This is a genomic window from Streptomyces sp. NPDC044719 (assembly GCF_056433405.1).
Genome location: NZ_JBWKHE010000004.1, coordinates 277,991 through 302,158 on the forward strand (window position 1 = coordinate 277,991; position 24,168 = coordinate 302,158).

Sequence of the window (24,168 nt, forward strand, 5' to 3'; positions counted from 1 at the left end):
ATGGCACCGCTGTACCGGCTCCTGTTCGCGGACCTGGTGACGGACCAGCTCCTGGACGTGCTCCCCGTCCAGGGCCTGGGGTTTGACGACTACATAGGCAAGACCGGAGCCATGTCCGGCAAGATCCCGGTTCCGGATTCGGGGATGGCGGCCCGCGTGAAGGCGGCCGTTATCCCCGGCCGGACGGCTGTGTGGGTGGAGCGTGGCCCGGACATCTGGTGGGGCGGCATCGTGTGGACCATGACGCCCTCCGTGGACGAACGCGGGGCCGTGTCCGTGGACCTCCAGGCGGCCACCTTTGACAGCTACCTGGACCGCCGGGTGGTGTTCACGACCCAGACCTACACCCAGACGGACCAACTGGCCATTGCCCGGGGCCTAGTCGGGTACGCGGCCTCCCTGGACAAGGGAGACCTGGGGTTCCAGATGGACACCCAGCTCTCCGGCGTCCTCCGGGACCGCACGTACCTTGCGTCCGACGTGCCGCGCGTCCGGGAGTTGCTGGACGACTTGGCGGCCGTGGACGGCGGGTTTGAATGGCGTGTCCAGACCTACCGGGACACGGCCACCGGCAAGCGTGTGAAGCGGCTCCAGTTTGGCTATCCCAAGATCCAGGTGGGTGCCCAGCCGGTCATGTTGACGTACCCGGGCAACGTCCTGTCCTACTCGATGCCGACGGACGCCACGGGCATGGCCAACGTGTGGCAGTCCCGGGGAGCGACCGTGGACAACACGGTGGACGCCACGGGCGGCCCGCTCCTGTCCTCCGCGTGGCTGTACACGGACCGCCTGGCGGCCGGGTGGCCCCGCCTGGACGGGACCAGCGATTACAACACGGTGTCCGTGAAGGAGACCCTGGACAACCACGCCAAGGCGGACCTGGCCAGGGCCCGGAACACGGCCACGATTCCGTCCGTGCGCGTGCGCCTGGACGGGGAGATCACTCCGGCCCTGATAGGGGCCCGTGCCCGGCTCCGTATCCGGGATGTCTGGTACACGGACGGCCTGGACGCCACGTACCGCGTGGTGGGCATCAAGGTGGACCCGGCGGAGCGGGGCCGGGAGGAATCCGCGGAACTGTACCTGGAGGCAACGTAATGGCGACGGTCCCCCGTGACATCACGGACCGAATCAAGGACCTGGAGCGGGCCGTCCGTGACCTGACCAGTGCGGCCAACCGCACCCCGGCCCAGACGGCCATCAAGACCGGCCCGGTGGTCGTGAGTGGCCCCGGCTCCCTGGACGTGGTGGACGCATCCGGCCGCCTCCGGGTGCGCATCGGAGTCCAGGCGGGAGACAAGACGCTCCAGGTGTGGGATGCGGCGGGAACGCTGGTCCTGTCCCAGTGAAGTGACGTTGCGTAGACGGCCGGCTGAGCAGACAGTAACCGTCACCAGTTAATGGATACAGGCCCCGTCGGCCCAACGGCGGGGCCTTTCTCATGAGTTGAGGGAGATCAACGTGGGTGAAGTGTGGGTCAAGGAAGCTGAGAGATGGGGCCGGGGAAGCATTGGCGGAGCCATGGACTCCCCGGGCCGTCCCGGCCGGGCCGTCTGGCACACCACGGAGTCCGGCAACGGGTCGGACGCGTCGTTCAAGGCCGTGGCGGACTACCTGGTCCGCATCGGTGCGGAGCCCCATTTCCTGTACGACCCGGTGACGGACAGGCTGGCCCAGTTCGGGCCCCTGACCTCCAGCGCGCGGGCCCTGAAGAACGACGGGTCCACCAGGACCAACCGGACCGGCAAGGTGTGTGTCCAGATTGAGGTCATGGCGCGGGCGGCCAAGCCGTTCACGTCGTACTGGAAGCCGGGAAAGAACTTCCGCGCGATGATGCGCGCGATACGGAGCCACGGCGTCCCGGACGTGTTCCCCGCCGGGAAGCTGGCGGCCCAGTACGGCGACGGCTACCGGCCCCGGGACGTGTGGCTCACCAAGGGCGGCCACTATGGCCACTCGAACGTCCCCGGGAACGACCACTGGGACCCCGGAGCGATCAACAAGGCGGCCCTGTTCGCGGCGGCCCCCAAGGGCGGGTCCAGCTCCGGCGGGAGCCACGCCAAGCCCAGCAAGACCAAGACCGTGGTGGTGAAGGCGGGCCAGACCCTGGGAAAGGTGGCGGCCAGCGCGGGCCTGACCCTGGCGGCCCTCCTGGCCCTCAATCCCCAGGTGAAGGACCCGGACGTGGTGCACCCCGGGGACCGGATCACGGTCCCGGCGGAGTCCAAGCCCACGACCCCGGCCAAGCCCACGACCCCGGCCAAGCCCAAGCCCAGCACTCCGGCCAAGCCCAAGGCCCCGGCGTACCCGGGAGCGTCCAAGTTCAAGGCGGGTGCGGTCAACGTCTACGTGACCCAGCTCGGGGAGGCCCTGGTCCGTAAGGGGTACGGCCGGTTTTACGCGTTCGGCCCCGGCCCCCGCTGGACGGAGAGCGACCGTAAGGCCGTGGCCGCGTACCAGCGGGCCCAGGGCTGGACCGGGGACGGGGCCGACGGCTACCCGGGCCCCAAGACGTGGGAAAGGCTGATGCGGTGACGGAGCGGGACCCGCTGGGCGTCGTGATCTCCTCCCGGGAGATCTATGACGAAATCGTGGGGATGCGCGATGACGTGCGGTCCCTGACCCAGCACAACGAAAGCGTGACCCGGACCCTGTCCGATCATGAGGACCGGCTCCGGGGCCTGGAGCGCTGGAAGTACGCGCTACCGGTGGCGGCCGTGACCTCCGCCGGGACGCTCATCACGGCGGCCCTGAAGGCCACCGGCAAGGTCTAGTCACGGGCCCCAGTGGATGGCGGGGACATCGTTCCCCGCACTCCGCTGGTCTCACGTGACGTGACGGCCGGCTGAGCGCTCCGTAATCAGGAGGGCCCCATGGCCAAGCCTCACGTGGCACTAGTCGGCAAGTCCCGGTCCGGCAAGGACACGGTGGGCCAGATGCTGGTCCGCCATGCCGGGTACACGCGTCTGGCGTTCGCGGATGAGCTGAAGCGCGCGGCCCTCCGGCTGGACCCGTACATCCCCCTGGCCCCCGCGCGGGTGAGTGTCCGTCTCTCGGATCTCATCCGGCGCGTGGGGTGGGAGACGGCCAAGGACCAGTTTCCGGAGGTCCGGCGCGTGCTCCAGGAGTACGGCCAGTCCGTCCGGGAGCTGGAGCCGGAGTTCTGGCTCCGGCCGGTCGTCGGCCAGCTCCGCCAGGGGGTGGAGTGGAACATGCCGTGTGTGGTCACGGACGCCCGGTACCTCAATGAGGTGGAGGCCGTCCGGGCGGAGGGCGGCGTGATCGTGCGCGTGGAACGACCGGGGGCGGGCCTGACTGGCGACGCTGCCCGGCATTCGTCGGAGACGGAGTTGGACGGCCTGGAGCCGGATCACGTCATCCGAAATGACAAGGGCCTGGTGGACCTCCTGGAGGCCGTCCGGGCCATGTATCAGCAGATGGGAACCTGAATGCTCGAAAACCTCCGCACCCTCGTACGGGACAACCCGGTCCGCGTCCGCGCGGCCGTCGGTGCCCTCCTGGTCCTGGTGGGCCAGTACGTACCGGCCGTAAAGGAGCTGGCCGGGAGTGACACGGTCGTGGATGGCGTGACGCTGGTCCTCCTGGTCCTCCTGGGGGAGAGCGCGTCCCGCAAGGTGGCGCAAAAGTACAATCCGGCGGAGTAAGGACCGTCCGGGAGGGATGCCCATGGGGCCCTGTTCGTCAGACACTGGTCTGGCGGGTGGGGCCCCATTTTGCGTTCCCTTAACGGGAGTTGAACCCGCGCGGGTTGCTTCTGTGCTAGGTTCGTGCCCGACCAAGCAAGATCAACGACCAAAACGACCACAATGCGGAGCACACGATGCCATTCGGACGCGACGGTGCCAGAGTGCTGGCGGCCATCGAAACGGCCTGGGAAGTGCTCCAGGAGAGCCACCCGGAGTTGCCGGACGTGTACGTGGTGGTGGACATGACGGGGGCCCGCCACACCCTGGTCCAGCCGGACAAGCTGGAAGCGGATATGCGTCCGGAGTTGCCCATCCTCCGGGACACCATCGTGGAGGGCCCACGGGCCACACTGGAGGCCGTCCTCCACGTGGCGACGCACGCACTGTGTCAGGTGCGCGGATACTCCGAGACGAGTAACCGGGGGATGCGTCACAACAAGCACTTTCGCGCGGTGGCGGAGGAACTGGGCATGAAGTGGCCGGAGGGCCAGGCCCCGCACTCCACCAAGGGGTTTTCTCCGGTGCCGCTCACGGACCAGGCCGTGGAGGGATACGCGCCACTCCTCCAGGCCCTGGGCAAGGCCCTGGACGGCGTGGTCCTGGGCGTGGAGGAGGAGTCCACGGCCAAGGGCCGGTCCGGGGCCCGGCTCACTCTTCAGTGTGAGTGCCTGGACCCTCCACGTACGTTCCAGATCGGCCCGCGCATCGCGTCCCTGGGCGGGATCACGTGCAACGTGTGCGGCGCGGAGTTCACAGAGAAGTGACCCGGTGGCGGGGCCCTGACCGATACGGTGGCCCCGCTCCATTGAGACCAAGGGGAGAACACGATGGCCAAGGCGGCTAAGTACGAAACCGTGGCGGAGAGCATCCGTCAGGAGATCCAGGCGGGGACGTACGCCGGGGGGTTGGGCCTGGACGTCGGGGAGCTGGCGGGGAAGTACGAGACCACCAAGCAAACGGTGGGCCGGGCCCTGGCACTCCTGGCGGATGACGGAGTGGTGACCCCGGCCGGAGACGGGTGGGCGGTGACGGAGGGCCTGTTCCCGGCGGAGACGGCCGACACGGAGAGTTCAGCCGGCCGTGACGCTGCGGAGCCGGAATCCGCGGTGGCCCCGGTCGTCCAGGAGTCGGCGGCGGAGCTGGAGGCCCGCATGGCGGCCAAGGCGGAGGCCAAGGGCGGGGGCGGCCAGGAGGTGGAGGTCCACGTCCCCCAGGTCCTCCAGGGCACCCACGTGGTTACGGAGCACATCGACCCCAACGCGGAGCGGGCCCTGAAGCGGGAGGGTGTGGCGGAGGCGTACGCGGAGGCCAAGGTCCTGGGCCGGGCGTGGCTGGAGGCGGAGGGCCGGGCGACGGAGGCCAAGAAAGCCGTGGCCGCCAAGCTGATGGACCTACGCGGGATGTTCAAGTACAAGGGTGACCCCGACTGGAACGGCCAGTCCCCGGATTACCAGGCCCTGGCGGCCCTCCTGTATCAGGACATCGGGGCGGACAAGTCGGCCCAGCGGGCCATCCTCCACCACGTGGAGGACCGCAAGCGGGAGGTGATCCCTCCCGCCAAGTGGGCCAAGTTCGGCGTGGACCCGCTTCCCCGGGGTCAACGTGCGGGCCTGGAGCGGAAAGCGGCGGCGGCCCTCACGTCCGTGGATGAGACGACCAAGGCGACGGCCGGACAGGCCAGCAAGGGCAAGGCCACCGGCCACCAGTTGGTCACGCTCATGTCTCGCATTGACCAGGGCATGGCCGTGTTCTCCACGGCGTCCCTCCGGGTCATGTCCAAGACGGAGCGTAAGAAGTTCGCGGACCAGGCCCGGGAGGCCCGGGACCGCGCGGACGCTCTCCTGAAGGAGCTGGAGGGCCTGGACGAGTAACGCCAGGAGTACCCGCTCTCACTCTGGGCCCTGTTCCGATCACGGAGCGGGGCCCTTTTTGCGTTCCCGGGGGCGGAAAAAGTGCCCTGGGTACCTACTTCCTTTAACGCGGTCAGGGAAAGAACAACCCCAGGGCACTTTTCTTGCCCCCGGGAGGGCCAGTCACGGGCCCCAGTGGATGACCCCGCAAGCGAGAGAGAGCGGCCCAAGTGGCCGCCCGTATGCGGGAGATCATGTGGCAGCACTGAACACCATCAAGCGCGGGGACAGCCGGTTCTACGTGGACCCGGAGAGCGGCGAAAAGGCCCCCGGTGTGACCTCCGTCCTGGGCATGCTCCCCAAGGGGTTCCTTCCCTACTGGTACGCCAAGGTGGTGGCGGAGGCGGCCGTGGACAACATCGGCCCCCTGGTGGGCCTGGCCATGAACGACCGGTCCGGGGCCGTGGACTACCTGAAGAACGCACCCCGACGCTTCACCAAGACGGCGGCGGACATCGGCTCCGACGCACACGACATGTTCGAGCGTCTGGCCCGGGGTGAGAACGTGCCCCCGGAGCGTATCCACCCGGACATCCGCCCGTTCGCCAAGCACTTTATGGAGTTCCTGGCGACGGTCCAGCCGGAGTTCCTGTTCCTGGAAGACGCCGTGTGGAGCGACACCCACAACTACGCCGGGTCGTTCGACGCCATCGCACGTATCGGCGGTGAGGTGGTGATGATCGACTGGAAGACCACCCGCTCCGGCGTGCATGAAGAGGTGGCCCTCCAGCTCTCCGCGTACGGCAACGCGGACCGCATCGTCCGTGCGGACACCGGGGAGTCCGTACCCGTCCCGGCCATCGACGCGGCGGCCGTCCTCCACGTCCGGCCGGAGGGCTGGAAGCTGGTCCCGGTCAGGTACGCCCCGGAGCTGTTCCAGATGTTCCTTACGCTCCGCCGGGTGTTCGACTGGGAGCGGGAGATGAAAAAGGGCGTGATCGGCCGTCCGGTGGCGTCCGGCGGAGAGCTGGTCACGGGTACCCAGCGGCGCGCGTAGCGCGGACCAGGAGGGCCGTCACGGCCCCCAGTGAATGAACTCAGCAAGGGGCCCCGGGAGCCGGGGATGACGACGCAACGCGTCGCGTGAAGAACCGGCCCGGGGCCCTTGTGCTGCCCGAATTCAAGCGACTCTCAAGAGGAGAGCCCAAGTGGCCCGCACCCTGCGCATTCTCGACCAGGACCCCGACGCCCGCCCCAAGGTCTACAGCTCCGATTTCGTCGGCCGGTTCCGCGCCGGAATGCAGATCAACAACCGCCCCGTGGCCCTGAAGTCGTGGCGCATCACGACCGGTGACCCGGACGTGGGCAAGGCCATTTCGGAGCTGTACGGCGGTTCCCCGGAGGAGTGGGAGACCACGAAGGAGGACGGCCTCCAGGTCCTGACGGACTCCGACGCCATCAAGGTTGTGGTGGACGGCCCCGACTCCGTCACGTTCCGCATGGCCCTGTTCGGCATGACCGGGAAGCCCATCCACGCGTGTGACGGCGTGGAGTTCATCGACACGGAGGACCCGCGCGTGGGCCAGCCGTGTGGCTGCCCCCAGACGATCCAGGAGCGCAAGGCGGCGGCCAAGGCCGGTCACGGTCCCAAGCCGGACATGCGCGTGGAATTCCGCCTGGCCGATGACCCGGAGCTGGGTCGCTTCCGTCTCATGACCGGCTCCTGGGAGTTCATGAAGGCCCTGGAGGGCGTGTGGCGTGACCTGGAGGCCGTCGGCGGCCGGGCACTGTGCACGCTCCGCCTGGAGCTGGTGGAGTTCACCACCAAGTCCGGCATAGACGTGTCGTACCGCAAGCCGGTTCTGGCCGTCCACGGGCGGGTCCCGGAGGACATCGACGCGGCCATTCCGTCCCTGTCCAAGTTCGCGGATGAGCCTCCGTTCTAGTCACTCTCCGCTCAGCCGGCCGTGAACACAGCGTGATCAGCGGGGCCAGGTCCACCACGGGCCTGGCCCCGTTCCGCACCCAAGACGAAACCTGAAAGAGGAGAGAACACCCATGGGCAAGCGAGGCAACATCCATGACTTCACCGGCGCGGAGGTCCGGGAGGGGGACACCATCGTCTACTCCGCCCGCCGGGGTAACTCCGTGCGGATGACGGAGGCCGTGGTCCAGGAGACTTACACGGAACAGTTCAAGGGTCGGACCATCCCCATGTTGAAGGTCCTCCCGACCGGCCGGGAGTCCGGGTTCGTCAAGCGGAGCACCATCCGCCCGGAGCGCATCGTGGCGGAACACTTCGCGGTCACCATCCCGGCGGAGGCCCTGGCCGGTGTCTGACTCCAGGGACCCCGTCATCATCGACGGCCGTACGGCCCCGCCCTTGGGAGAGATTCGGGCCCTGGGCGGGGGCCGCACGGTCTATCTCCGGCCGACGGCCCGGGAGCGGGCCGACTGGCCCCGGTACATAGACGCCCTGGCCTCCGCCATGGCGCACGGTGTGAGTGTGAGGTGGGTCAACCCGTGATCGTTGCTGAAGCGCTGGGCACGGCCCTGGTGGTCGTGCTCCTCCTGGCCCTCCTGTTCCTGGCGGGCGGTGTGGCGTACGTCGTCATCCTGGCCGTGGTCCAGGCCGTCAAGTACGCCCGTGAGACCTACCGGAGCGGGGGCCGCAAGTGACCCGCGCGGAGGCCGTGGAGGTGGCCGTGGCCCACGTGGCCAAGCTCTCCGGGGAGACCACGGTGTCCCCGTTCGGTGGAGGTATCGCGGGCAAGGTGGACGCCGTGGAGCGTCTGGCCCGGTTCCTCCTGGAGGACCAGGAGGTGACCCCCGATGGCACGTGACATGCACAAGGACACGCCGGAGTTGTTCCGGGCCGTGATCGTGCGGACGTACCCGGCCCGGGAGGGCCAGGAGGAGCGGACGTACGAGTGGGCCATGGGCCCCTTCACGACCCGGAACCCGGCCAGCGCAGCACTCACCCGGGCCAAGAGGGAAGCGGCCCGGGAGCGGGACCGCGCGGAGCGGTTGGGGCGGGGCCCCGGCCCCACGGCCTCCGGCCACGTGGAGCGTGCGTCCGTGACGTGGGAGCGGGTGGAGTGACCAACCGGAACAAGGCCAAGGGGACCGGGTGGGAGCGGGACGTCCGGCACTTCCTGAATGAGGCCCTGGGCAAGTACGTGCCCGGGTGGCGGGACCTCCCGTATCCCTGGCGGGACCCACACGACCCGGACAACGTGACCCGGCCCGCCCAACAGGGCGTCAAGGACGTGGGAGACCTCCACGCCCGCCCGTTCGTCCTGGAGTGCAAGGCGGAGCGGTCCATCACGTTGGCGGATTACGTACGCCAGGCCAACCGGGAGGCACTTCACGCCGGGTTCCCGTACGGCGTGGCCGTGGTGAAGGCTCCCCGACGCTCCACGGCGGACGGATACGTGGTGATGGACCTGGCCACGTTCGCCCGGGTGTTGGACACTCTCCGCTCAGCCGGCCGTCACCTCCAGTAGCAACGCACCCAACGCGGGCGTGTCACGGACCCCAGTCAACGGGTTCGAGACACGCCCGCTTTTGCGTTGGAGGAGACCCGCCCGTGAAGTCCTTTTCTGAGTTCCTGGCCCGCTTCCCGGAGGTGGTGGAGGAGCGTGGGGAGTACGGCGTCCCGTGCCCGGTCCACGACGACCACAAGCCCAGTCTGTTCTTCCGGCTGAAGGAGGACGGCCGGGTCCTGATGCGTTGCTGGGCCGGGTGTGAGCGGGACGCCATCCTGAAGGCCCTGGGCATGCGCCCGGGGGACCTGTTCGACTGGGAGCCTGGGGAGGGCGTGAAGGCGTCCGCCAAGGCCGTGGCCGGGCCCCTGGCTCCGGAGCACGTGGCGGCCCTGGCCCAGTACGTGGACACCACGAACGTGGCGTTTCTGTCGGACCGGCCGGAGGCCGTCAAGGCCCGGGAGTACGTGGCCGACCGGTTCGGACTGACGGCGGAGCGTGCGGCGGACCTGGGCGTGGGAATGGACGCCCCCGGAGTGGATGACCGGTTCGCGTTCCGGTCCACGGAATTCCTCCGCTTCCCCCGGGTGACCGTCCCCCTAAGCGACTTCAGGGGCCGTCCGCGCGGCCTCCAGGGCCGTGACCTGTCCGGGTACTGTCCGGCCCGGTGGCTCTCCGTGTCGTCCCCGGAGGGGAGCGCATGGGCCAAGTACGGCGTACTGCGGGCCAACTCCGGGTTTGACACCGTGCTGGTCACGGAGGGGCCCGGGGATGGGCTCACGGGCGTGGCCGTCGGGTACGACGTGGTGATGGTCCGTGGTGCGGGCCTGGCCCGGAACGCGGCTCTTATCGCGGAGCTGGCGGAGGCCCTGAAGGACCGGGACGTGGTGATAGCGGGTGACCGGGACAACGCCGGGGCCCAGTTCACGGACGCCCTGGCGGACGCCCTGGTGATGGCCGGAGTCATGGTCCGTCGCCTGGAGATCCCGACGGCCGGGGACGACTTGACCGACTGGCGGAAGCGGGACCCGGAGGCTTTCCCGGGCCAGCTCCACGCGGCCGTCCGGCGGGCCCCGCTCCACGTCGTGGACGCGGAGCCGGTGTCAGAACATGTTCCGACCGGTCCGGAGCCGGAGGTGACCGTGTCCCTCCCGCTCACGGACCTGGGCAACGCGGAGCGTCTGTTCCGTCAACTGGGCGGACACGTCCGGATGGTGCCCGGGGCCGGGGTGTTCAAGTGGACGGGGAGGCACTGGACCCAGGTCCCCACGGAGGCCCTGTACGCGGACGTTCGCGCCGTGGTGCGGACCATGAAGGGGGAGGCCGACCACGACCCGGCCAACCTGGCCAAGCACATAGCCAGGTCCCAGGACGCCAACAAGGTCAAGGGCATGGTGGAGATGCTGTCCAGCATCCCCGGCGTGTACGCGACGGTTGATCAGTTCGACGCCAAGCCGGACCTGTTGACGTTCCGGAATGCCGTGGTGGACCTCCGCACCGGGGAGGCCCGGCCGCATGACCCGGCGGACATGAACACGTTTTACGTGGACGTGGATTACAACCCCCAGGCCCCGGCCCCGCGTTGGGAGCGGTTCCTGAAGGAGTGTCACCCGGGGTGCGACACCATGCCCGGGTTCCTCCAGATGCTCACCGGGTACGGGATCACTGGGTACGGCGTGGAGCGCATTTTCGTAATGCACGTGGGACCGACCACGAACGGCAAGACGACGTTTACGGCGGCCCTGGAGGACTGTTTCCGGGCGGCCGTGAAGCGTGCGGACGCGTCCCTGTTCCAGCGGCGTAAGGAGTCCGGCGGTCCGCGTGCGGACGTGGTGGGCCTCCGGGGCCGTCGCCTGGTGATCTCCAGTGAGTGGCCCGCCAACATGCCGTTGGACCAGGCCCTTATGAAGGCAGTAACGGGAGACCAGACCATCACGGCCCGTGGCGTGTACGCAAAGACGGAGATCACGTTCCGGCCGGTGTGCCTGGTCCAGGTGGACACCAACTATGTCCCCGACGTGGACGCCACGGACGCGGCCCTTTGGCAACGCGTGCGGGTCGTCCCGTGGAATGAGGACTTCAGGGGCCGGGAGGACCGCCACCTACAGGCGACGCTCCGCCAGGAGCGGGAGGGAATCGCGGCGTGGGCCGTACGCGGAGCCGTCGCGTGGTTCCAGGAGTATGAGGCGGGCCGGGGCCTGGTGTTCCCGGAGGCCGTGGAGCGGCGGACCGCGCACTACCGGGACAGCTCCCACCCCCTGTCCGGGTTCATCGGGGAGGAGTACGTGGTCCAGGAGGGGAGCCACGTTCCCCGGACGGATACCTGGGACCGCTACCGGTCGTGGGTGGAGGAGTGCGGCATCCGGCACCCCATGACCCGGAACAAGTTCTACGACGCGTTGCGCACGTTCCCGGGCGTCCGGGAGGCCAAGGTGAACGGGGCCCGGGTCCTGGCGAACCTGGCCGATTGTCGGGCCATGTCACGGGGCCCAGTGGATGGAGGTAAGGCAGACGTATTCGGCCAGGCCAGGACGGTCTAGGCGTGCGTGTAGGGGGTCGGCCCGGTTGGGTCGGCCCCCTTTCGCATGTCACGGACAGCTCAGCCGGCCGTCGCGCATCGTGACGGAGGGGACCCCATGAAGACGTACCGCCACACCCTGGCGGGAGCCCAGACCACCATCCACGCCCTGGAGTCGGCGGACGACGTGGAGGCGGCCGGGCGGTGGCTGAAGGCCGTACAGCCCAGGTCCCTGGCACTCGACACGGAGACCACGGGCCTGGACACGTTCTCCCGGGGTCACCGGCTCCGTACGGTCCAGTTCGGCACGGGGGACGTGGCGTGGGTAGTCCCGTTCGAGCGTGGCCCCGCGTTTGGGGAGCTGGCCCGGACCGTGGTCACCAAGTGCCCGGAGCTGGTCATCCACAACGCGGCCTATGACCTCCTGGTCCTGGACCGCCACGGCGTGGCCCCGCTGGAGTCGGTGGCCCCGCGCGTGCGGGACACCAAGATCCTGGCCCACCTGTGTGACTCCCGCCAGGACTTTGAGGGCGGGGTGGGGATCTCCCTCAAACCCCTGTCCGCTTGGTACGTGGACCCGTCCGCACCGGACACCCAGGCGGGCCTTACCCAGGTGTTCCGGAGCTACGGACTCACCAAAGACACCGGGTGGGCGGGTATCCCGTACGAGGATGAGACGTACCAGCGGTACGCGGGCCTGGACGTGCTCCTGGCCTACCGGCTCCGGCCGCACCTGGAACAGGAGCTGGAGCGTCACGGCATCCCGGCCAACCTGGTGGAGTTCGAACACCGGCTCATGACCATCTGTGCGGGCATGGAGCGACGCGGCATGCTCCTGGACGTGCCGTACACGGAGGGCCTGGTGGACCGGCTGGAGGATGACCGGGCCCAGTACGCGGCCGTGGCCGACCGGTACGGCGTGGAGAACGTGAACAGTGACCGCCAGGTGGTGGCCGCCCTCCAGGGCATGGGGGAGAGCTGGGACGAACGGACCGACGGCGGGGCCCTGTCCGTGGCCAAGGATGTTCTGTTGCCCATGGCCGACATGAACGACAAGTGGGAGCGGCTGGAGATCCGGCGGCCCAACCCGTTGGCGGACGCCGTACTCCGCGCCAAGCGGGCGTCCAAGTGGCGCAAGTCGTACGCCCTGGCCATGCTCACGAACCGGGACACCCACGACCGCATCCACCCCAAGATCAACACCCTTGGGGCCAAGACGGCCAGGGCGTCCGTGTCGGACCCGCCGCTCCAGCAACTCCCGTCCAAGGGGTGGGAGATCCGGCGGTCCATCATCGCGGAGCCGGGAACGGCGTACTTCAGCGTGGACCAATCCTCCGTGGAGCTGGTGGTCCTGGCGGCCCTGTCCCAGGAGCCACGCATGTGCCAGGCCATCCGGGACGGCCGGAACTTGCACGACTTCACGGCCACCCTGATGTTCGGGGACGGGTTCACCAAGTACCAGCGTGGCCTTGCCAAAATCGCGGGCCTGGGCACGTCGTACCAGGGCGGGGCCAAGACACTGGCGAAACAAACGGGCCTGGAGGTGGATGTCATGAAAGACACCCTGACCAGGTACGCCAGGGCCTACCCGGGAATCAAGCGGTGGGCCCGCGGCCTCCAGGCTCACGCCCTCCGCAACCGGTGTGAGATCCGGACGCCCTCCGGTCGTCGCCTGGTCCTGGACCGGGACAAGCTGTACAAGGCCGTGGCGTACATCTGCCAGTCAACGGCCCGGGACACGATGGGCCAAGCGCTTATCGACCTGGAGGAGCGGGGCCTGACCCAGTACCTGAATCTCTGGGTTCACGATGAGGTGTTGGGGACGGCCCCCGTAGGGGACGTGGAGGCCATCGCGCGGGAGGTGGCCGAAACGGTGCGCATGGACCTGTACGGCGTGCCCATCGGCACGGACGCGGAGGTCTACGGCCGGACGTGGGCCGGAGGCTACGGCCTCCCGGCGGAGTGGGCCGTGGGGTAAGTATTGCCTGGATGTACGCCTGAAGGTTGGTTCCCGCCACGGCTGGATCTCATCCTTCAGGCGTACATCCCGGGGGAGCGCTGAGACCCCAGGACGGAATCTGTGTATCAGCCATGATCATCATTGACGGCCCTAGCGTGTTCATGTTCTGCTATCGACCTGAACACGGAGCCGGTCGGCTCCGTATGCAAGGGGAGGGCCTTCAATGCGCGTACGTCTGACGCGTTACGGATTCATGGCCCGCCACGGGGTCCGGTGGACCAAGACTTTGGCCCGCTTCAGGGCCCAGACCCGGGGGCGGTGGCAACAGGCCCTCCGGGACACCCTGGCCCGACTCCGGGTCATTCTCGGCACGCTCACGGGGCCGGGGGCGGACATCCTCCGGGCCCTCATGGACCTGGTGGCCCGTTCCAAGCGCTGGACGCTCCGCGTGTTCCGCGCGGCCATCATGCGCGCACAGATCAACGCTTGGCCCGCGTGGGCCGTTCTCCCGGAGCCGCGTCTCCCCAGGCCCCGCCGTGATGGCGGCCACCTGGTCCTAGCGGAGCTATCCGCATCTTCCGCCAGCCGGTAAATCGCTGAGCGGGCATTCCACCCCCTAGCAACACCACGGGCAGTCGTTTCCACCTGGCCGGTCCGGCGGTACCTCACACCCAAATTCTGATCACGCGGGCCTAGTTGGGTCACGCGGCGATACCTCACACCTTCACCCAGGGTCGGAACATGTTCTGACCCTCCCGCACCGGGGGATTCCTGGGCCCTTTGATTCGAACAGGCGTGCGATTCCGCCCCTGTCACGGCCCCCAGTGGATTCCCCCGAACCGGCCGACCCGGCCGCATCCAAGGGGAGAAACCCAATGCTTGACGTTGCCCTCATTCGTGCTGCCCAAAATGGCGACACGGCCGCAAAGGCCCAGGTCCTGGACAGTGTGGAGGGACTGATATTCCGCCTGGCGGAGCGGCGGGCCGCTCAGACGGCGGGCCAGTCCGGCCAGTACGCGGACCGCCTGGACGATCTCCGCCAGGAGGGCCGGGTGGCCGCCCTGGAGGCCCTGGCCGCATACGACCCGGAGGGCGGGGCCAAGTTCTCCAGCTACGCCCACCATCGAATCCAGGGGGCCATCTTTGATGACGCCAACACGGCCGGAGCGGCCAGTGTTTCGGCGGACGCCGTGGCCACGTTCAAGGGGTGCCTGGGCGTAGTTGCCGGAGACATGGAGGCGGCGGAGTACCTGGCAACGGTCCTCCCCGGAGCTGGTCACCGGATGAGTCCGGCCACGGCCCACCTGGTCCGCCTGGTCCTGGAGGGCGTGGAGTCTCTGGACGCTCCGGCCGGTCGTGACGCGGAGGGCTCCCTAGGGGACACGCTCCTGGACCCGTACGGGTACGGCGTCCCGGAGGACCTGGTGGAGCCGTCGGACCTGGCCCGCCGGGACCGGGAGCGGAAGCGGGCCCTGGCCACGGCTCTCCTGGAGACGCTGAGCGGTAACGCGGACCGGGTGGTCCGCATGGTGTACGGGTTCGCCCCGGAGCCGCACCTGTACGCCGGATACGACCGGGACGGCCTCCCGGTGCCGGACCACACGGCGATAGCGGAGGCCCTGGAGATCACGGTGGCCACGTCCCGCCAGACGCTGAAGCGGGCCCTGGACCGCATGCGCAAGGTTGCGGACCTGGACGCCGTGGAGGTGGCGGCGTGATGGGGATTGAGACGGCCGCCGGAGAGCGGGTCCGTGTGACTCGACTGGACGCGGAGTTCCTGGAGTTCGAAGTGACCAACCCGGAGGGGGAGGTCACGGCCAACGTACGGATGACCACGGCGCGGGCCGTGGAGCTGGGAGTGATCCAGCGGTGACGACCGCCACCAGGAGGGACCGGGCGGAGCGGTGGAGCCCACGGACGCGTCCACCCCGCCCGGCCCTCCGGGTGGCCCCGCGTCCTCCCCGTCCGGAGCCGTACGACCGCGCGGAGATCCTGGCCCGCTGGGCCGGGTGCGCGTACTGCGACGGCCCGGCGGAGGAGCTGGACCACGTGTTCCCGCTTGCACGCGGGGGCCGGGACGTGGCCGCCAACTTGGTGGCCGCGTGCCGTGAATGCAACGCCCTGAAGTACACCCACACCCTGGCCTGTTGGGCCACGCACGGAGGAGAGATCCCATGCGCATGCGGTACATGACCCTGGAGGACGCCACCCTGGCCGGTGCCTCCATGACGGACCTGGACCGGGACCTGGAGCTGGACGCGGACGCGGAGGACGCGGAGCTGGACCCGTGGGACCAGACAGGCGACTGATCACCCTACGTAGACGGCCGGCTGAGCAGACAGTAACCACGGAGGAGAGCGGGACATGGCGTTCAAGCAGACCAAGGAAGTGCGCGGAGACCTGGACGGAGTCACCGGCCGGGCCAGGGCATGGACGACGGAGCGGGAGCCGGGAGTGATCAGCCTGGCCGTCCCGGGTGACCGGGTGACGATGCGGCCGGAGGACGCGCGGGCCCTGGCCAGATGGCTGGAGGAACAGGCCGTGGCGGAGGAGCGCAAGGCGGCCGGTACCCGGGGCCTGAACTACCAGCGGAAGGTGTGGGCCTGATGGCGGAGACGTTCGGGTGTGACTGGGACGAGACCCAGGCCGTGACCGTGGCGAACGACGGGGAACACGTGGAGGTCTACCTCCATCCCGTGAGTGCGGAGGAATACGACTCCATGTCGGTGTACCTGGCCCCGGAGACGGCCCGCCGGGTGGCCCGGACCATCACCCTGGCGTCATTCGCGGTGGAGGGTCAGGACGTGTCAGACGCCCTGTTCGTCTCCCCGGAGGCCCTGGAAGCGGCCAAGCGCGCGGAGGCGTACGTGGACGTGAAGGACACCGGGGCCCCGTCGGAGCCGTGCCCGGAGACCAACGACGGTTGCGACCCGTTGTGTTCGGCCCGGGAGGAGTGCCACCGGTCGGCCGTGGACGACCTGTTCCGCGCGCCGGACGTGCCTGTCCCGTACGCCCTGGCGGACGAACACGCGGACCGGGCGGACGCGTTCCTGGCGGCCCGGGAGCTGGCCGGACCGGCGGCCAACCTGGACGACGTGCTGAAGCTGGCCCAGTGGCTGGAGGGGTGACCATGGACAAGCTGTACGGCGTGATCCAGACCAGCGGCGGAGCGCACGTGGCCCGACATTCCAAGGGGGAGGTGGTCGTGGCCCTGGAGGTCACACACGGAGACGGGTACGGGTCGTCCATGACCAGCGTGCATCCGCTCCGGCCGGGCCTGGCCCGGGTGATAGCGGAAGCGCTCAACTCGGCGGCGGACGACGCGGAGAACATGTTCTGACCCGGAGGCCCCGGACCTGGCGACGATGCCAGGGCCGGGGCCTTTCGCGTATCTCGACTTGACCCTAGCGGGTTCATGTTCATATTCTGGGGTCGTCCGCCGGGAGTCCCGGACAGGGCCCCCGCCCCACTCGAACGGAGTACACGATGAACGCACACGCTGAAGGTGCCAAGGTCCGGAGCACGGTCTACGGCTACACGGGAACCGTGGCCCGCGTGATCGGCCGGGACCACTATCTAGTGAACGCCCTCCGGGCGGACGGGGTGGAGGTCCCGGTGGAGGCACCCGGCGGCCACCTGGTCCCGGCGGAGTAGGAAGTGGGCAAGGGCCCCGTTCGGAGAGATCCGGGCGGGGCCCTTTGGCGTTCCGCGGATGTCACTCTCCGCTCAGCCGGCCGTCTACGCAACGTGATTACCGGATGAATGGACCCCGGTTTCCCTACGCGTTGAGTCCGCCGTGGCCCTACTCTCGATTCATGAGCGCAAGCATCGGGGAACGGCTGAAGGAAGTACGAAAGCGGCGGGGCCTGTCTCAACGGGAGTTGGCCCAGGAGAGCGGCGTGTCCCTGTCCTGGATTCGGCAACTGGAACAGGGCACCCAAGAGGACACCCGCCTGGAGACGGCCAGAAAGCTGGCCCAGGCCCTCCGTGTGTCCACCAGTGACCTGGTGGCGGAGTCCGGGGAGCCGGGGGCCGACACGGCCACGGTGGACCGCTGGACGCCAGTACGCCGGGCCCTGGAGCAACCGGCCCGCGCGGACGGCCTGGAGGACGCCCCCACCGTGGCAGGCGTGAAGGACGCCCTGGACGCGGCCATGCCCATGTTCAAGGGGGACCGCTTCCTGGAGCTGGGGACCGTCCTCCCCCGGCTCCTCCGGGAGGCGGAGATCCTGGCGGAGGTGGACCCCGACGGCCGGGCCGTCCGTGTCCGGCTCCTCCAGCTAACCGGCTGGCTCATGGTCCAGACCCGCCAGTTTGAGACGGCGGACCTGGCCCTGGGCATGGCCCTGGACGCGTCGGCCGACCGGCTCCAGGGAGCATCCACGATCAACACCATGTGCTGGCTCCTCTTGCGTCAAGGGAAGTTGACGGAGGCCCGGGAGCTGGCCGTCCAGTGGGCGGACGACACGGAGCCGCGTATGTCCCGCGCCACCCCGGAGGAGTTGAGTACCTGGGGGTGGTTGCTCCTCCGTGTGTCCGCCGCATCGGTCCGGGACAACCGGCCGGGGGAGGCCCGGGACGCCCTCCGGCTGGCTCACTCGGCGGCCGTGGCCCTGGGCCGGGAGTTCCAACCGGGTACGGACTTTGTGCGCACGTTCGGCCCCACGACCGTGGCCCTGAAGCGGGCCGAAAACGCCAGCATCGTGGACCAGCCGGACCGGGTGTTGACCCTGGCGTCCAAGATCCCCGTGGACTCCCTCCGGCCCACGTCGAACAACCGGAACCGTCACCGGCTGGACGTGGCCGACGCGTACGCCAAAACCCGCCAGTACGGGGAGGCCGTGGGGGAGTTGACCACCATCTGGAACAACTCCCCGGAGTGGCTACCAAACCAGCGATACGCCAAGGACATCATGGGCCGGGTGATCGAAAAACGGCGGACGCTCACGCCGGAAATGCGGGTCCTGGCCGATGCCATCGGGGTGCCGCTGTAACGCCCGCTGGTACTTCCATGTGACGCTCCCTCAAAGTGCCATTGAGGGGGCGTCGTTGCGTCTCTAACGTGCTGGTCATGGCAACTACCGAGAGAGCCCAGGAAGCGACGGCCGGTAGCGAAGTGCCGGAGGTTGGCAAACTCGCCTACGACTTGACCGCCAAAAAGGTGGGCGTCCTGATGGGTGAGTGGGCCGGGCGGTACATGCTCCGCCCGCTTGAGGGGGGCCGGGAGTGGGACGCCGTGAGCGTGCGTCCGGCGACCGCGCGGGAGGAACTGAGCGCACGTCTTGCGGTCAGGAACTCCGGCAATCGGTGGGGGAAATGATCCGGGCGTTAGGCCGGTTCGCGGGGGTCCTGTTCATCGTCATGGTGGCGGGATCGTGCGGGCTGGTCATCGGCGTGGCCATCGCGTCGTCCGGACCGTAAGCGGCCCGCCCTGGGGGTGCTGGGGCACTTCCAGGGCGGGTCATCCAGCGCGACCGACTATGAGGAGCGAACGATGAACGTACGTGACGCACGTCCCTGGATCGTGGCGGCGGAGGGTGGAGAGGACGACAGCGACAGCGGCAACAAGCACGGGGGCGGCGGGTCGGAAGGTGACGACTCGGGCCACTCCGACACCAACGGCGGGTCCAGCCGGTGACTGAGCACGACGTGAGGGAGGCTGGCCCGGACGGGCTGGCCTCCCGGCTCATGGAGGCCGGGGCCCTGACCTCCGACTGGCTCCCCACGTTCAAGGCCGTACCCCGGGAGCTGTTCGTCCCGGACGTGATGTGGCCGGGCCAGGTGGAGGGGACCGGCCAAGGGGACGCCCTGGACCGCCGGGAGGACCCGGACGCATGGTTCCGCGCGGTGTACTCGGACGTGTCCCTTACGACCCAGTGGGATGACGGCCGGCATTCTGGGACCGCCAAGGGCAAGGTCCCGACGTGCTCCAACTCCCAACCCTCCATGGTGTTTTCGATGCTGGCCGCACTGGAGCTACCGGCGGAGGCCAAGGTCCTGGAGGTGGGCACCGGGACGGGATGGAATGCGGCCCTCCTGTCGGAGCGGGTCGGCTCCCGGAACGTGACCTCCGTGGAGCTGGACCCGGAGAACGCCATGGGGGCCCGGCAACGCATCCATGACGCCGGGTACCGTCCCCGCCTGGTGGTGGGGGACGGGGCCGACGGGTGCCGGGAGGGGGCCCCGTATGACCGTGTGCTGGTCACGGCCTCCGTGACGGAGGTCCCCCGGGAGTTGATCGCACAGACGCGAACCGGCGGCGTGATCGTGGCCCCCTACGCCACGACGTACGGGAGTGGGGCCGTGGCCCGGCTCACGGTCCAGCGGGACGGTACGGCGTCCGGCCGGTTCGTCGGCTCCTCCGCGTTCATGCGCCTACGGCAGCAACGCCAGGCCCGGAAGCATGTCCGGGAGTACATGGGCGGTAAGCCGTGGCCCGCCGATGGCGTCAAGTCCTCCGCCACCCTGTCCCCGGAGGCGGTGGGGGACTGGCTTCCCATGTTTGCTATCGGGCTCCAGACGCTGGGGTTGTTCCCCTGGGCAGAGACCTACCCGGACGGGTCGTACACACTGTGGCTCCGGGACACGGCCGTGACCTCCTGGGCAACCGTGGACTACGAACCTGGACGCACGGAGTTCGACGTGTACCAGTCCGGCCCGCGTGAACTGTGGACGGAGGTGGAGGCGGCATTCCGCTGGTGGGACCAGCGCGGACGCCCCGGGTTCGACCGGTTCGGACTCACGGTGGACGGCCAAACCGGCGCACACACGCCGTGGCTGGACACCCCAGACACGCCGCTCCCCATCGTGGGGTGACGGCCTCCCAACGGTCCCGGCCGTCCGCTCCCTTCCCCGAGGGCGGGCGGCCGGGGCCTTTTGCGCTTTACGCTCGCAAGCGTGTTGCAAATCCGTGACACGTACTGGCGGGTAGGTGACCCTAGCGTGTGCGACTCTGGATGGGTAGTTGAGTCGTACACGAACGCGGGGACTGTCTGTTGAGCACCAAATCTGTGACCCTGTCCGCCTTGGCGTCCGCCGTGGCCGCCTTTGGTCTGGGAGCCCTGACCTTCAACGGTCACGACTCCGCCACTTCCAGCTCCATCCCGGCCACCCGGCCGGACGCCACCCCGGAGGCGGTCACGCCGGACACGGAACCGGTGGCGGCCAAGCCCAAGGCGGCCACCACCCCGCCCACGGGAGAGACGGCCACCCCATCGGCCACGGCCAGCTCCCCGGCCAAGGGCAAGGGCAAGGGCAAGCATCGGGCGGCCACGCCCCCGGCCACTATGTCGGCCAAGCCCAAGGCCACCAAGTCGGCCGGGCCCAAGGGCCTGGTGGACAGGGACGGGGACGGAAAGATGTTGGACGACATCGGCCGGGCGGTCGTCCCGAACATGCCCAAGCCAGACGTGCCGGATGAGTTGATCCCGTTCCCCGGCCAGGACCCGGAGGAGTACCAGGACCAGGACCTCCCGGCCGGGGTGGTCGTCTCCAACGGCCAGGCGTACGCGGACCCGGACGCCGGGACCGACCCGGCCACACACGTGGTGTCCGGCCCTGCCGTGTATGACCGGCCAATCAACACGGCCCCGGTCACGTCCACTTGGGGTGACCGGGGGCCGGTCATGGCCGGTGGTCCGGTGGCCGTGGAGCCGGTCGTGGCCGCCCCGGTCGTGGCCGGTGGTCCCGTGGCCGTTGTCCGGCCAGCTCCGGCCGGTGGCGTGGTGTCCGCCGTGACCGGGGAGCCGGTCGTGACCACCTTCCCCGCTCCCGTGTCCGGCGGCCCGGTCGTGGCCGTGGGCCCTGTCCGGACGTGGGCCGGGTTCTGACCGGCCAGACGGCGGCCCCTCCCTGGATGACCGGGGAGGGGCCGTTGGCGTATCGGGTGTCCGGTCACCCCAGGAACGACAACCGGACCTGACGCTGGGGGTTGTCCCTGTTGGTGTCCACCAGGACGACGGATTGCCAGGTCCCCAGCTCCAGACGGCCACCGATCACGGGGAGCGTGGCGTGGGGCGGAACGATGGCCGGGAGCACGTGGTCCCGGCCATGGCCGGGGGAGCCGTGCCGATGCTGCCACCGGTCGTCCGCCGGGAGGAGCTGGTGGAGGGCGGCCAGGAGGTCATCATCACTGCCCGCTCCGGTCTCGATTACGGCCAGGCCCGCCGTTGCATGGGGCGTGAAGACATTCAGGAGTCCGTCCCGCCCGGCGGCCACTTCCTGGAGGAACGACGCGCATGCGTCGGTCAGGTCGTGAACGGTCTCCCTGGAGCCGGTGGTCACGTCGATGGTCCGCGTAGTGAACGTGTCAGCCATACGTCCATGGTGACGCCAAGGCCCCTCCCTGGTGGGGGAGGGGCCCGGGTCGTGTCCGGTTACGCGGCCAGGTCCTGGAGGTCCCGGCGGGCCGTCCGTTCGGACACGCCCACCAGCTTGGCGTACGTGGTGCCGTTGACCGGCTGGCCGTCTGCCTTCAGCTTGGCCACGGCCGCCCGGATCTCCTCCGGGGTGCGGCCACCCTTGGGGGTCCGGACCTTGGCCACCGGCTCCAGCTCCAGCGGGAGGGCGTCCGGCTCACCGGGCCCGCCATCGATCACGGACAGTTCAGCCGGCCGTGACCCATCGTGAACCGGCTCCGCGTCCACCAGCTCCTCCACGGCCTCCGGCTCCGGGACGGAATCCGCGGTGGCCTCCAGCCCCTCCACGGCGTCCTCCTGGACCGCCAGGTGGGCACGGGCAACCATGTGCATGATGTGCGCCACCACGACCGGGGGCACGGCCGACACGGCGGCCACCAGCCACGCGGAGGACACGGCGTACCCGGCCGCTATCAGGTGGGCGGTCACCTGGGCGGCCAGGGCCAGAGCAAGGGCACCGGCGGCCCCCAGGATGGCCGTTCCCCGGCCGGTGGCCCCCTTGGGTCGGGAGTCCACGAACATGGCCGCCACGGCCGCGTACACGGACAGGCATACGGGCATCAGCCACGCGACCCACGGGGACCAACCGGCCAGGACGGCCAGGCTGTATTCACCGGGGGCGGACATGACCAGGGCGGCCCCCAGGACCGTGAAGGCGGACGGGCGGGCGTACCAGGGAAGGGTGTTCTGGGTGTTCACTTGCGGCCCCCGTCGTTCATGTCCTTCAGTCCATCGAGAATCGCCAGGGCGTCCGCCTGGCAGCGTTCGCAGAGGTACGTCTGACGCCAGACGTGGACGAACGGGCCGTCCGTGTCGCCACAGTCCCAGCACTCAATCCCGGTGATCACGCGGGCACCCCCGTACGGCGGGTCCGGAGGATGCTCCGGAGGTCATCGGCGCGGGCCCGGACATCGGGGGCCGTGTAGTCGGCCGACGCGTCCAGCTCCTGGAGGGCCTGGGCGGCCAGCTCCTGGACGAACGGGGACGGGGTGGTCCCCGCGCACACGCCGCACTGGCCGGAGTCCTGACCGGCGGGGAGGAGACGGCCGCAACGGTCGGAGCACTCGGCGTAGGTGGCCCACTTCCGGCGCGGGGCCGGGAGTTTCCGGGTCAGTCGGTCGGCCACGATCTTGGCGGGGGCGTAGACCTGGGCGGGGAGGCCCTGGACCACGGCGTCCGTGATCTCTGGAGCGGAGTAGCCACGGGCCAGCCACTGGGCGGCCAGGGAGGCCAGGTCCCGGAGCTGGCGGCCAGAGAGCCGGAGACGGGCGTCCACGGACTCCAGGCGGGCCAGGACGCGGACGGCCTCCGGGTCTGCCTGGGTCTCCTGGTCTGTCTTGCTGCTGCCCTCCCTGGCGGCCGGAGCGGCCGGGGCCGTCACCTTGGGGACGGAGGGAAGGGAGGGAGTTTTCTCAAGTTCCTTAGAGACAGAGTCCTTTACTCCCGTAGGGAGCGTTCCCGTGTTCCCAGGGGCCGGGGTGCCGGTTGCCGGTGATGCGGGAACCGGGGAGACCTCCGACTGGGGGAGGTCATGGAGGGCCGTCTCCGTCCACACCCGGCCCGTCTCCGGGTCCCGGATGGTGAACCGGAAGTAGTAACCGGCGTCCACCAGTTCGTCCAGGGCGTTGGCTACACCCTTACGGCCAACTCCCGGGTTCCGGTCGGCCAGGGTGCGAACGTCTTCCTTGGCCCCGTCGGGCAGAGAGATGAGGTGGAGCCACAGTCCGCGTGCTGTAAAGGACAGCTTGCGGTTCCGGGCCGTTGCGTTGGGCACCACCGTGAAGTCACGGTCATGCCGGGTACGATGAATACGCACTGGGAGGTATCAGCTCCAGGTGTAATCGGCCCTGACCTGGTGTTCCCGCACCTAGTCGGGGCCGTGTTGTGTAACGTGTTCGTTGGAAGTTACACGCCACTGCCGGGATCGCGGTTCTCGAGACCGGTGCCGGGAGCGACGACGATCTCCTGGCCGCGCTGCACACGCTGCTGCCCGCCGACGACCGCTGGCAGCACCGGCACGGCAGCCCCGGCCACGGTCGCGACCACGTCCTGCCCGCCCTCGTCCCGCCCCACGCGACCCTCCCGGTCCTGGGCGGCCGGCTGGAGCTCGGTACGTGGCAGTCGGTGTGCCTGGTGGACACGAACAAGGACAACCCGGAGCGGAAGGTGCGCTTGAGTTTCCTGGGCTAGGTGCCGCCTGCACTGAATCCTGGGCCGGGTGCCGCCTGCTC

General features: G+C 69.3%; 35 protein-coding genes and 1 pseudogene. 32 read left to right on the forward strand and 4 right to left on the reverse strand.

Annotated elements, in window-relative coordinates:
- The 31 genes from AC07DF_RS17245 to AC07DF_RS17395 all read left to right on the forward strand — a co-directional run bounded on the left by AC07DF_RS17245 (position 1) and on the right by AC07DF_RS17395 (position 21,349).
- The gene (locus AC07DF_RS17245; protein WP_478971474.1) at positions 1 to 1,098 is read left to right on the forward strand and encodes a hypothetical protein; all 1,098 of its coding nucleotides are present in this window, start codon (positions 1 to 3) and stop codon (positions 1,096 to 1,098) included.
- Positions 1,098 to 1,349: a hypothetical protein gene (locus tag AC07DF_RS17250; protein ID WP_478971476.1), complete on the forward strand. Its 252-nt coding sequence runs from the start codon at positions 1,098 to 1,100 to the stop codon at positions 1,347 to 1,349. The genes AC07DF_RS17245 and AC07DF_RS17250 overlap by 1 nt, the downstream gene beginning before the upstream one ends.
- A 172-nt stretch (positions 1,350 to 1,521) precedes the next feature.
- Positions 1,522 to 2,535 carry a peptidoglycan-binding protein gene (locus tag AC07DF_RS17255; RefSeq protein WP_478971478.1) on the forward strand — a complete coding sequence of 338 codons (1,014 nt, stop codon included), beginning with the start codon at positions 1,522 to 1,524 and terminating at the stop codon, positions 2,533 to 2,535.
- Positions 2,532 to 2,774: a hypothetical protein gene (locus AC07DF_RS17260; protein WP_466270971.1), complete on the forward strand. Its 243-nt coding sequence runs from the start codon at positions 2,532 to 2,534 to the stop codon at positions 2,772 to 2,774. Before AC07DF_RS17255 ends, AC07DF_RS17260 begins: the two co-directional genes overlap by 4 nt.
- 99 nt (positions 2,775 to 2,873) lie before the next feature.
- Positions 2,874 to 3,449 (forward strand): deoxynucleotide monophosphate kinase family protein, encoded by a 576-nt coding sequence (locus tag AC07DF_RS17265; RefSeq protein ID WP_478971480.1) that lies wholly within the window; start codon positions 2,874 to 2,876, stop codon positions 3,447 to 3,449.
- Positions 3,450 to 3,665 carry a hypothetical protein gene (locus AC07DF_RS17270; protein ID WP_466270973.1) on the forward strand — a complete coding sequence of 72 codons (216 nt, stop codon included), beginning with the start codon at positions 3,450 to 3,452 and terminating at the stop codon, positions 3,663 to 3,665. It begins immediately after the preceding gene.
- 176 nt (positions 3,666 to 3,841) lie between these two features.
- Complete coding sequence (locus tag AC07DF_RS17275) at positions 3,842 to 4,471, forward strand: hypothetical protein (RefSeq protein WP_478971482.1); 630 nt, start codon at positions 3,842 to 3,844, stop codon at positions 4,469 to 4,471.
- Between the two features lie 63 nt (positions 4,472 to 4,534).
- A complete protein-coding gene (locus AC07DF_RS17280; RefSeq protein WP_478971484.1) occupies positions 4,535 to 5,578 on the forward strand; it encodes a GntR family transcriptional regulator in 1,044 nt (347 codons plus the stop codon).
- Between the two features lie 235 nt (positions 5,579 to 5,813).
- Entirely contained in the window at positions 5,814 to 6,614 is an 801-nt protein-coding gene (locus AC07DF_RS17285; RefSeq protein ID WP_478971486.1) for a hypothetical protein, read from the forward strand.
- A 151-nt stretch (positions 6,615 to 6,765) separates the two neighbouring features.
- Positions 6,766 to 7,503: a recombination directionality factor gene (locus AC07DF_RS17290; RefSeq protein ID WP_466270977.1), complete on the forward strand. Its 738-nt coding sequence runs from the start codon at positions 6,766 to 6,768 to the stop codon at positions 7,501 to 7,503.
- Positions 7,504 to 7,615: 112 nt separating this feature from the next.
- Positions 7,616 to 7,897, forward strand: a complete 282-nt coding sequence (locus tag AC07DF_RS17295; protein ID WP_466270978.1) for a hypothetical protein — start codon at positions 7,616 to 7,618, stop codon at positions 7,895 to 7,897.
- Positions 7,890 to 8,084 (forward strand): hypothetical protein, encoded by a 195-nt coding sequence (locus AC07DF_RS17300; protein WP_466270979.1) that lies wholly within the window; start codon positions 7,890 to 7,892, stop codon positions 8,082 to 8,084. Before AC07DF_RS17295 ends, AC07DF_RS17300 begins: the two co-directional genes overlap by 8 nt.
- Positions 8,081 to 8,236 carry a hypothetical protein gene (locus tag AC07DF_RS17305; protein WP_478971489.1) on the forward strand — a complete coding sequence of 52 codons (156 nt, stop codon included), beginning with the start codon at positions 8,081 to 8,083 and terminating at the stop codon, positions 8,234 to 8,236. Before AC07DF_RS17300 ends, AC07DF_RS17305 begins: the two co-directional genes overlap by 4 nt.
- Positions 8,233 to 8,400 carry a hypothetical protein gene (locus AC07DF_RS17310; protein WP_478971491.1) on the forward strand — a complete coding sequence of 56 codons (168 nt, stop codon included), beginning with the start codon at positions 8,233 to 8,235 and terminating at the stop codon, positions 8,398 to 8,400. The genes AC07DF_RS17305 and AC07DF_RS17310 overlap by 4 nt, the downstream gene beginning before the upstream one ends.
- Complete coding sequence (locus AC07DF_RS17315) at positions 8,390 to 8,659, forward strand: hypothetical protein (RefSeq protein ID WP_478971493.1); 270 nt, start codon at positions 8,390 to 8,392, stop codon at positions 8,657 to 8,659. The genes AC07DF_RS17310 and AC07DF_RS17315 overlap by 11 nt, the downstream gene beginning before the upstream one ends.
- A complete protein-coding gene (locus AC07DF_RS17320; RefSeq protein WP_478971495.1) occupies positions 8,656 to 9,063 on the forward strand; it encodes a hypothetical protein in 408 nt (135 codons plus the stop codon). Before AC07DF_RS17315 ends, AC07DF_RS17320 begins: the two co-directional genes overlap by 4 nt.
- Positions 9,064 to 9,146: 83 nt before the next feature.
- The gene (locus AC07DF_RS17325; protein ID WP_478971497.1) at positions 9,147 to 11,582 is read left to right on the forward strand and encodes a phage/plasmid primase, P4 family; all 2,436 of its coding nucleotides are present in this window, start codon (positions 9,147 to 9,149) and stop codon (positions 11,580 to 11,582) included.
- 96 nt (positions 11,583 to 11,678) lie between these two features.
- Positions 11,679 to 13,538: a DNA polymerase gene (locus AC07DF_RS17330; RefSeq protein WP_478971499.1), complete on the forward strand. Its 1,860-nt coding sequence runs from the start codon at positions 11,679 to 11,681 to the stop codon at positions 13,536 to 13,538.
- A gap of 857 nt (positions 13,539 to 14,395) precedes the next feature.
- Positions 14,396 to 15,238 (forward strand): sigma-70 family RNA polymerase sigma factor, encoded by an 843-nt coding sequence (locus AC07DF_RS17335; protein ID WP_466270986.1) that lies wholly within the window; start codon positions 14,396 to 14,398, stop codon positions 15,236 to 15,238.
- Entirely contained in the window at positions 15,238 to 15,393 is a 156-nt protein-coding gene (locus AC07DF_RS17340) for a hypothetical protein (RefSeq protein WP_478971501.1), read from the forward strand. Before AC07DF_RS17335 ends, AC07DF_RS17340 begins: the two co-directional genes overlap by 1 nt.
- A 71-nt stretch (positions 15,394 to 15,464) precedes the next feature.
- Positions 15,465 to 15,713 (forward strand): HNH endonuclease, encoded by a 249-nt coding sequence (locus tag AC07DF_RS17345; protein ID WP_478972709.1) that lies wholly within the window; start codon positions 15,465 to 15,467, stop codon positions 15,711 to 15,713.
- Positions 15,695 to 15,829, forward strand: coding sequence for a hypothetical protein (locus AC07DF_RS17350; protein WP_478971503.1), 135 nt, complete (start codon positions 15,695 to 15,697; stop codon positions 15,827 to 15,829). The genes AC07DF_RS17345 and AC07DF_RS17350 overlap by 19 nt, the downstream gene beginning before the upstream one ends.
- Before the next feature lie 55 nt (positions 15,830 to 15,884).
- Positions 15,885 to 16,127, forward strand: a complete 243-nt coding sequence (locus AC07DF_RS17355; protein WP_478971505.1) for a hypothetical protein — start codon at positions 15,885 to 15,887, stop codon at positions 16,125 to 16,127.
- Complete coding sequence (locus AC07DF_RS17360; RefSeq protein WP_478971507.1) at positions 16,127 to 16,648, forward strand: hypothetical protein; 522 nt, start codon at positions 16,127 to 16,129, stop codon at positions 16,646 to 16,648. The genes AC07DF_RS17355 and AC07DF_RS17360 overlap by 1 nt, the downstream gene beginning before the upstream one ends.
- 2 nt (positions 16,649 to 16,650) lie before the next feature.
- Positions 16,651 to 16,860 (forward strand): hypothetical protein, encoded by a 210-nt coding sequence (locus AC07DF_RS17365; RefSeq protein WP_478971509.1) that lies wholly within the window; start codon positions 16,651 to 16,653, stop codon positions 16,858 to 16,860.
- A gap of 146 nt (positions 16,861 to 17,006) precedes the next feature.
- Entirely contained in the window at positions 17,007 to 17,174 is a 168-nt protein-coding gene (locus AC07DF_RS17370; protein WP_478971511.1) for a hypothetical protein, read from the forward strand.
- A 161-nt stretch (positions 17,175 to 17,335) separates the two neighbouring features.
- Positions 17,336 to 18,514, forward strand: a complete 1,179-nt coding sequence (locus AC07DF_RS17375) for a helix-turn-helix domain-containing protein (protein ID WP_478971513.1) — start codon at positions 17,336 to 17,338, stop codon at positions 18,512 to 18,514.
- 77 nt (positions 18,515 to 18,591) lie between these two features.
- Entirely contained in the window at positions 18,592 to 18,840 is a 249-nt protein-coding gene (locus AC07DF_RS17380; protein ID WP_478971515.1) for a hypothetical protein, read from the forward strand.
- A gap of 174 nt (positions 18,841 to 19,014) precedes the next feature.
- A complete protein-coding gene (locus AC07DF_RS17385; protein ID WP_478971517.1) occupies positions 19,015 to 19,158 on the forward strand; it encodes a hypothetical protein in 144 nt (47 codons plus the stop codon).
- A gap of 11 nt (positions 19,159 to 19,169) precedes the next feature.
- Positions 19,170 to 20,336, forward strand: a complete 1,167-nt coding sequence (locus AC07DF_RS17390; protein WP_478971519.1) for a protein-L-isoaspartate O-methyltransferase family protein — start codon at positions 19,170 to 19,172, stop codon at positions 20,334 to 20,336.
- Positions 20,337 to 20,515: 179 nt separating this feature from the next.
- A complete protein-coding gene (locus AC07DF_RS17395; protein ID WP_478971521.1) occupies positions 20,516 to 21,349 on the forward strand; it encodes a hypothetical protein in 834 nt (277 codons plus the stop codon).
- A gap of 64 nt (positions 21,350 to 21,413) precedes the next feature.
- On the opposite strand, the gene AC07DF_RS17400 is transcribed toward AC07DF_RS17395, so the two are convergent.
- The 4 genes from AC07DF_RS17400 to AC07DF_RS17415 are packed head-to-tail and all read right to left on the reverse strand — an operon-like array spanning position 21,414 to position 23,711.
- Positions 21,414 to 21,836, reverse strand: coding sequence for a secondary thiamine-phosphate synthase enzyme YjbQ (locus AC07DF_RS17400; RefSeq protein WP_478971523.1), 423 nt, complete (start codon positions 21,834 to 21,836; stop codon positions 21,414 to 21,416).
- 59 nt (positions 21,837 to 21,895) lie between these two features.
- Complete coding sequence (locus AC07DF_RS17405; RefSeq protein WP_478971525.1) at positions 21,896 to 22,636, reverse strand: hypothetical protein; 741 nt, start codon at positions 22,634 to 22,636, stop codon at positions 21,896 to 21,898.
- The gene (locus AC07DF_RS17410) at positions 22,633 to 22,785 is read right to left on the reverse strand and encodes a hypothetical protein (RefSeq protein WP_478971527.1); all 153 of its coding nucleotides are present in this window, start codon (positions 22,783 to 22,785) and stop codon (positions 22,633 to 22,635) included. Before AC07DF_RS17410 ends, AC07DF_RS17405 begins: the two co-directional genes overlap by 4 nt.
- On the reverse strand, positions 22,782 to 23,711 hold the full coding sequence (locus AC07DF_RS17415; RefSeq protein ID WP_478971529.1) for a hypothetical protein: 930 nt from the start codon (positions 23,709 to 23,711) through the stop codon (positions 22,782 to 22,784). The genes AC07DF_RS17410 and AC07DF_RS17415 overlap by 4 nt, the downstream gene beginning before the upstream one ends.
- Before the next feature lie 134 nt (positions 23,712 to 23,845).
- Between AC07DF_RS17415 and AC07DF_RS17420 the strand changes: the two are divergent.
- Positions 23,846 to 24,127 (forward strand): annotated as a pseudogene (locus tag AC07DF_RS17420) (YjbQ family protein); the annotation flags it as partial.
- Between the last annotated feature and the right edge of the window lie 41 nt (positions 24,128 to 24,168).

Coding starts and splice junctions, on each gene's coding strand:
- AC07DF_RS17265 (WP_478971480.1), top strand. CDS start 2,874: ATGGCCAAGCCTCACGTGGCACTAGTCGGCAAGTCCCGGTCCGGCAAG.
- AC07DF_RS17400 (WP_478971523.1), bottom strand. CDS start 21,836: ATGGCTGACACGTTCACTACGCGGACCATCGACGTGACCACCGGCTCC.
- AC07DF_RS17350 (WP_478971503.1), top strand. CDS start 15,695: ATGCGCATGCGGTACATGACCCTGGAGGACGCCACCCTGGCCGGTGCC.
- AC07DF_RS17315 (WP_478971493.1), top strand. CDS start 8,390: ATGGCACGTGACATGCACAAGGACACGCCGGAGTTGTTCCGGGCCGTG.
- AC07DF_RS17255 (WP_478971478.1), top strand. CDS start 1,522: ATGGACTCCCCGGGCCGTCCCGGCCGGGCCGTCTGGCACACCACGGAG.
- AC07DF_RS17355 (WP_478971505.1), top strand. CDS start 15,885: ATGGCGTTCAAGCAGACCAAGGAAGTGCGCGGAGACCTGGACGGAGTC.
- AC07DF_RS17245 (WP_478971474.1), top strand. CDS start 1: ATGGCACCGCTGTACCGGCTCCTGTTCGCGGACCTGGTGACGGACCAG.
- AC07DF_RS17370 (WP_478971511.1), top strand. CDS start 17,007: ATGAACGCACACGCTGAAGGTGCCAAGGTCCGGAGCACGGTCTACGGC.
- AC07DF_RS17330 (WP_478971499.1), top strand. CDS start 11,679: ATGAAGACGTACCGCCACACCCTGGCGGGAGCCCAGACCACCATCCAC.
- AC07DF_RS17280 (WP_478971484.1), top strand. CDS start 4,535: ATGGCCAAGGCGGCTAAGTACGAAACCGTGGCGGAGAGCATCCGTCAG.
- AC07DF_RS17340 (WP_478971501.1), top strand. CDS start 15,238: ATGGGGATTGAGACGGCCGCCGGAGAGCGGGTCCGTGTGACTCGACTG.
- AC07DF_RS17360 (WP_478971507.1), top strand. CDS start 16,127: ATGGCGGAGACGTTCGGGTGTGACTGGGACGAGACCCAGGCCGTGACC.
- AC07DF_RS17275 (WP_478971482.1), top strand. CDS start 3,842: ATGCCATTCGGACGCGACGGTGCCAGAGTGCTGGCGGCCATCGAAACG.
- AC07DF_RS17335 (WP_466270986.1), top strand. CDS start 14,396: ATGCTTGACGTTGCCCTCATTCGTGCTGCCCAAAATGGCGACACGGCC.
- AC07DF_RS17250 (WP_478971476.1), top strand. CDS start 1,098: ATGGCGACGGTCCCCCGTGACATCACGGACCGAATCAAGGACCTGGAG.
- AC07DF_RS17365 (WP_478971509.1), top strand. CDS start 16,651: ATGGACAAGCTGTACGGCGTGATCCAGACCAGCGGCGGAGCGCACGTG.
- AC07DF_RS17380 (WP_478971515.1), top strand. CDS start 18,592: ATGGCAACTACCGAGAGAGCCCAGGAAGCGACGGCCGGTAGCGAAGTG.
- AC07DF_RS17270 (WP_466270973.1), top strand. CDS start 3,450: ATGCTCGAAAACCTCCGCACCCTCGTACGGGACAACCCGGTCCGCGTC.
- AC07DF_RS17385 (WP_478971517.1), top strand. CDS start 19,015: ATGAACGTACGTGACGCACGTCCCTGGATCGTGGCGGCGGAGGGTGGA.
- AC07DF_RS17375 (WP_478971513.1), top strand. CDS start 17,336: ATGAGCGCAAGCATCGGGGAACGGCTGAAGGAAGTACGAAAGCGGCGG.
- AC07DF_RS17295 (WP_466270978.1), top strand. CDS start 7,616: ATGGGCAAGCGAGGCAACATCCATGACTTCACCGGCGCGGAGGTCCGG.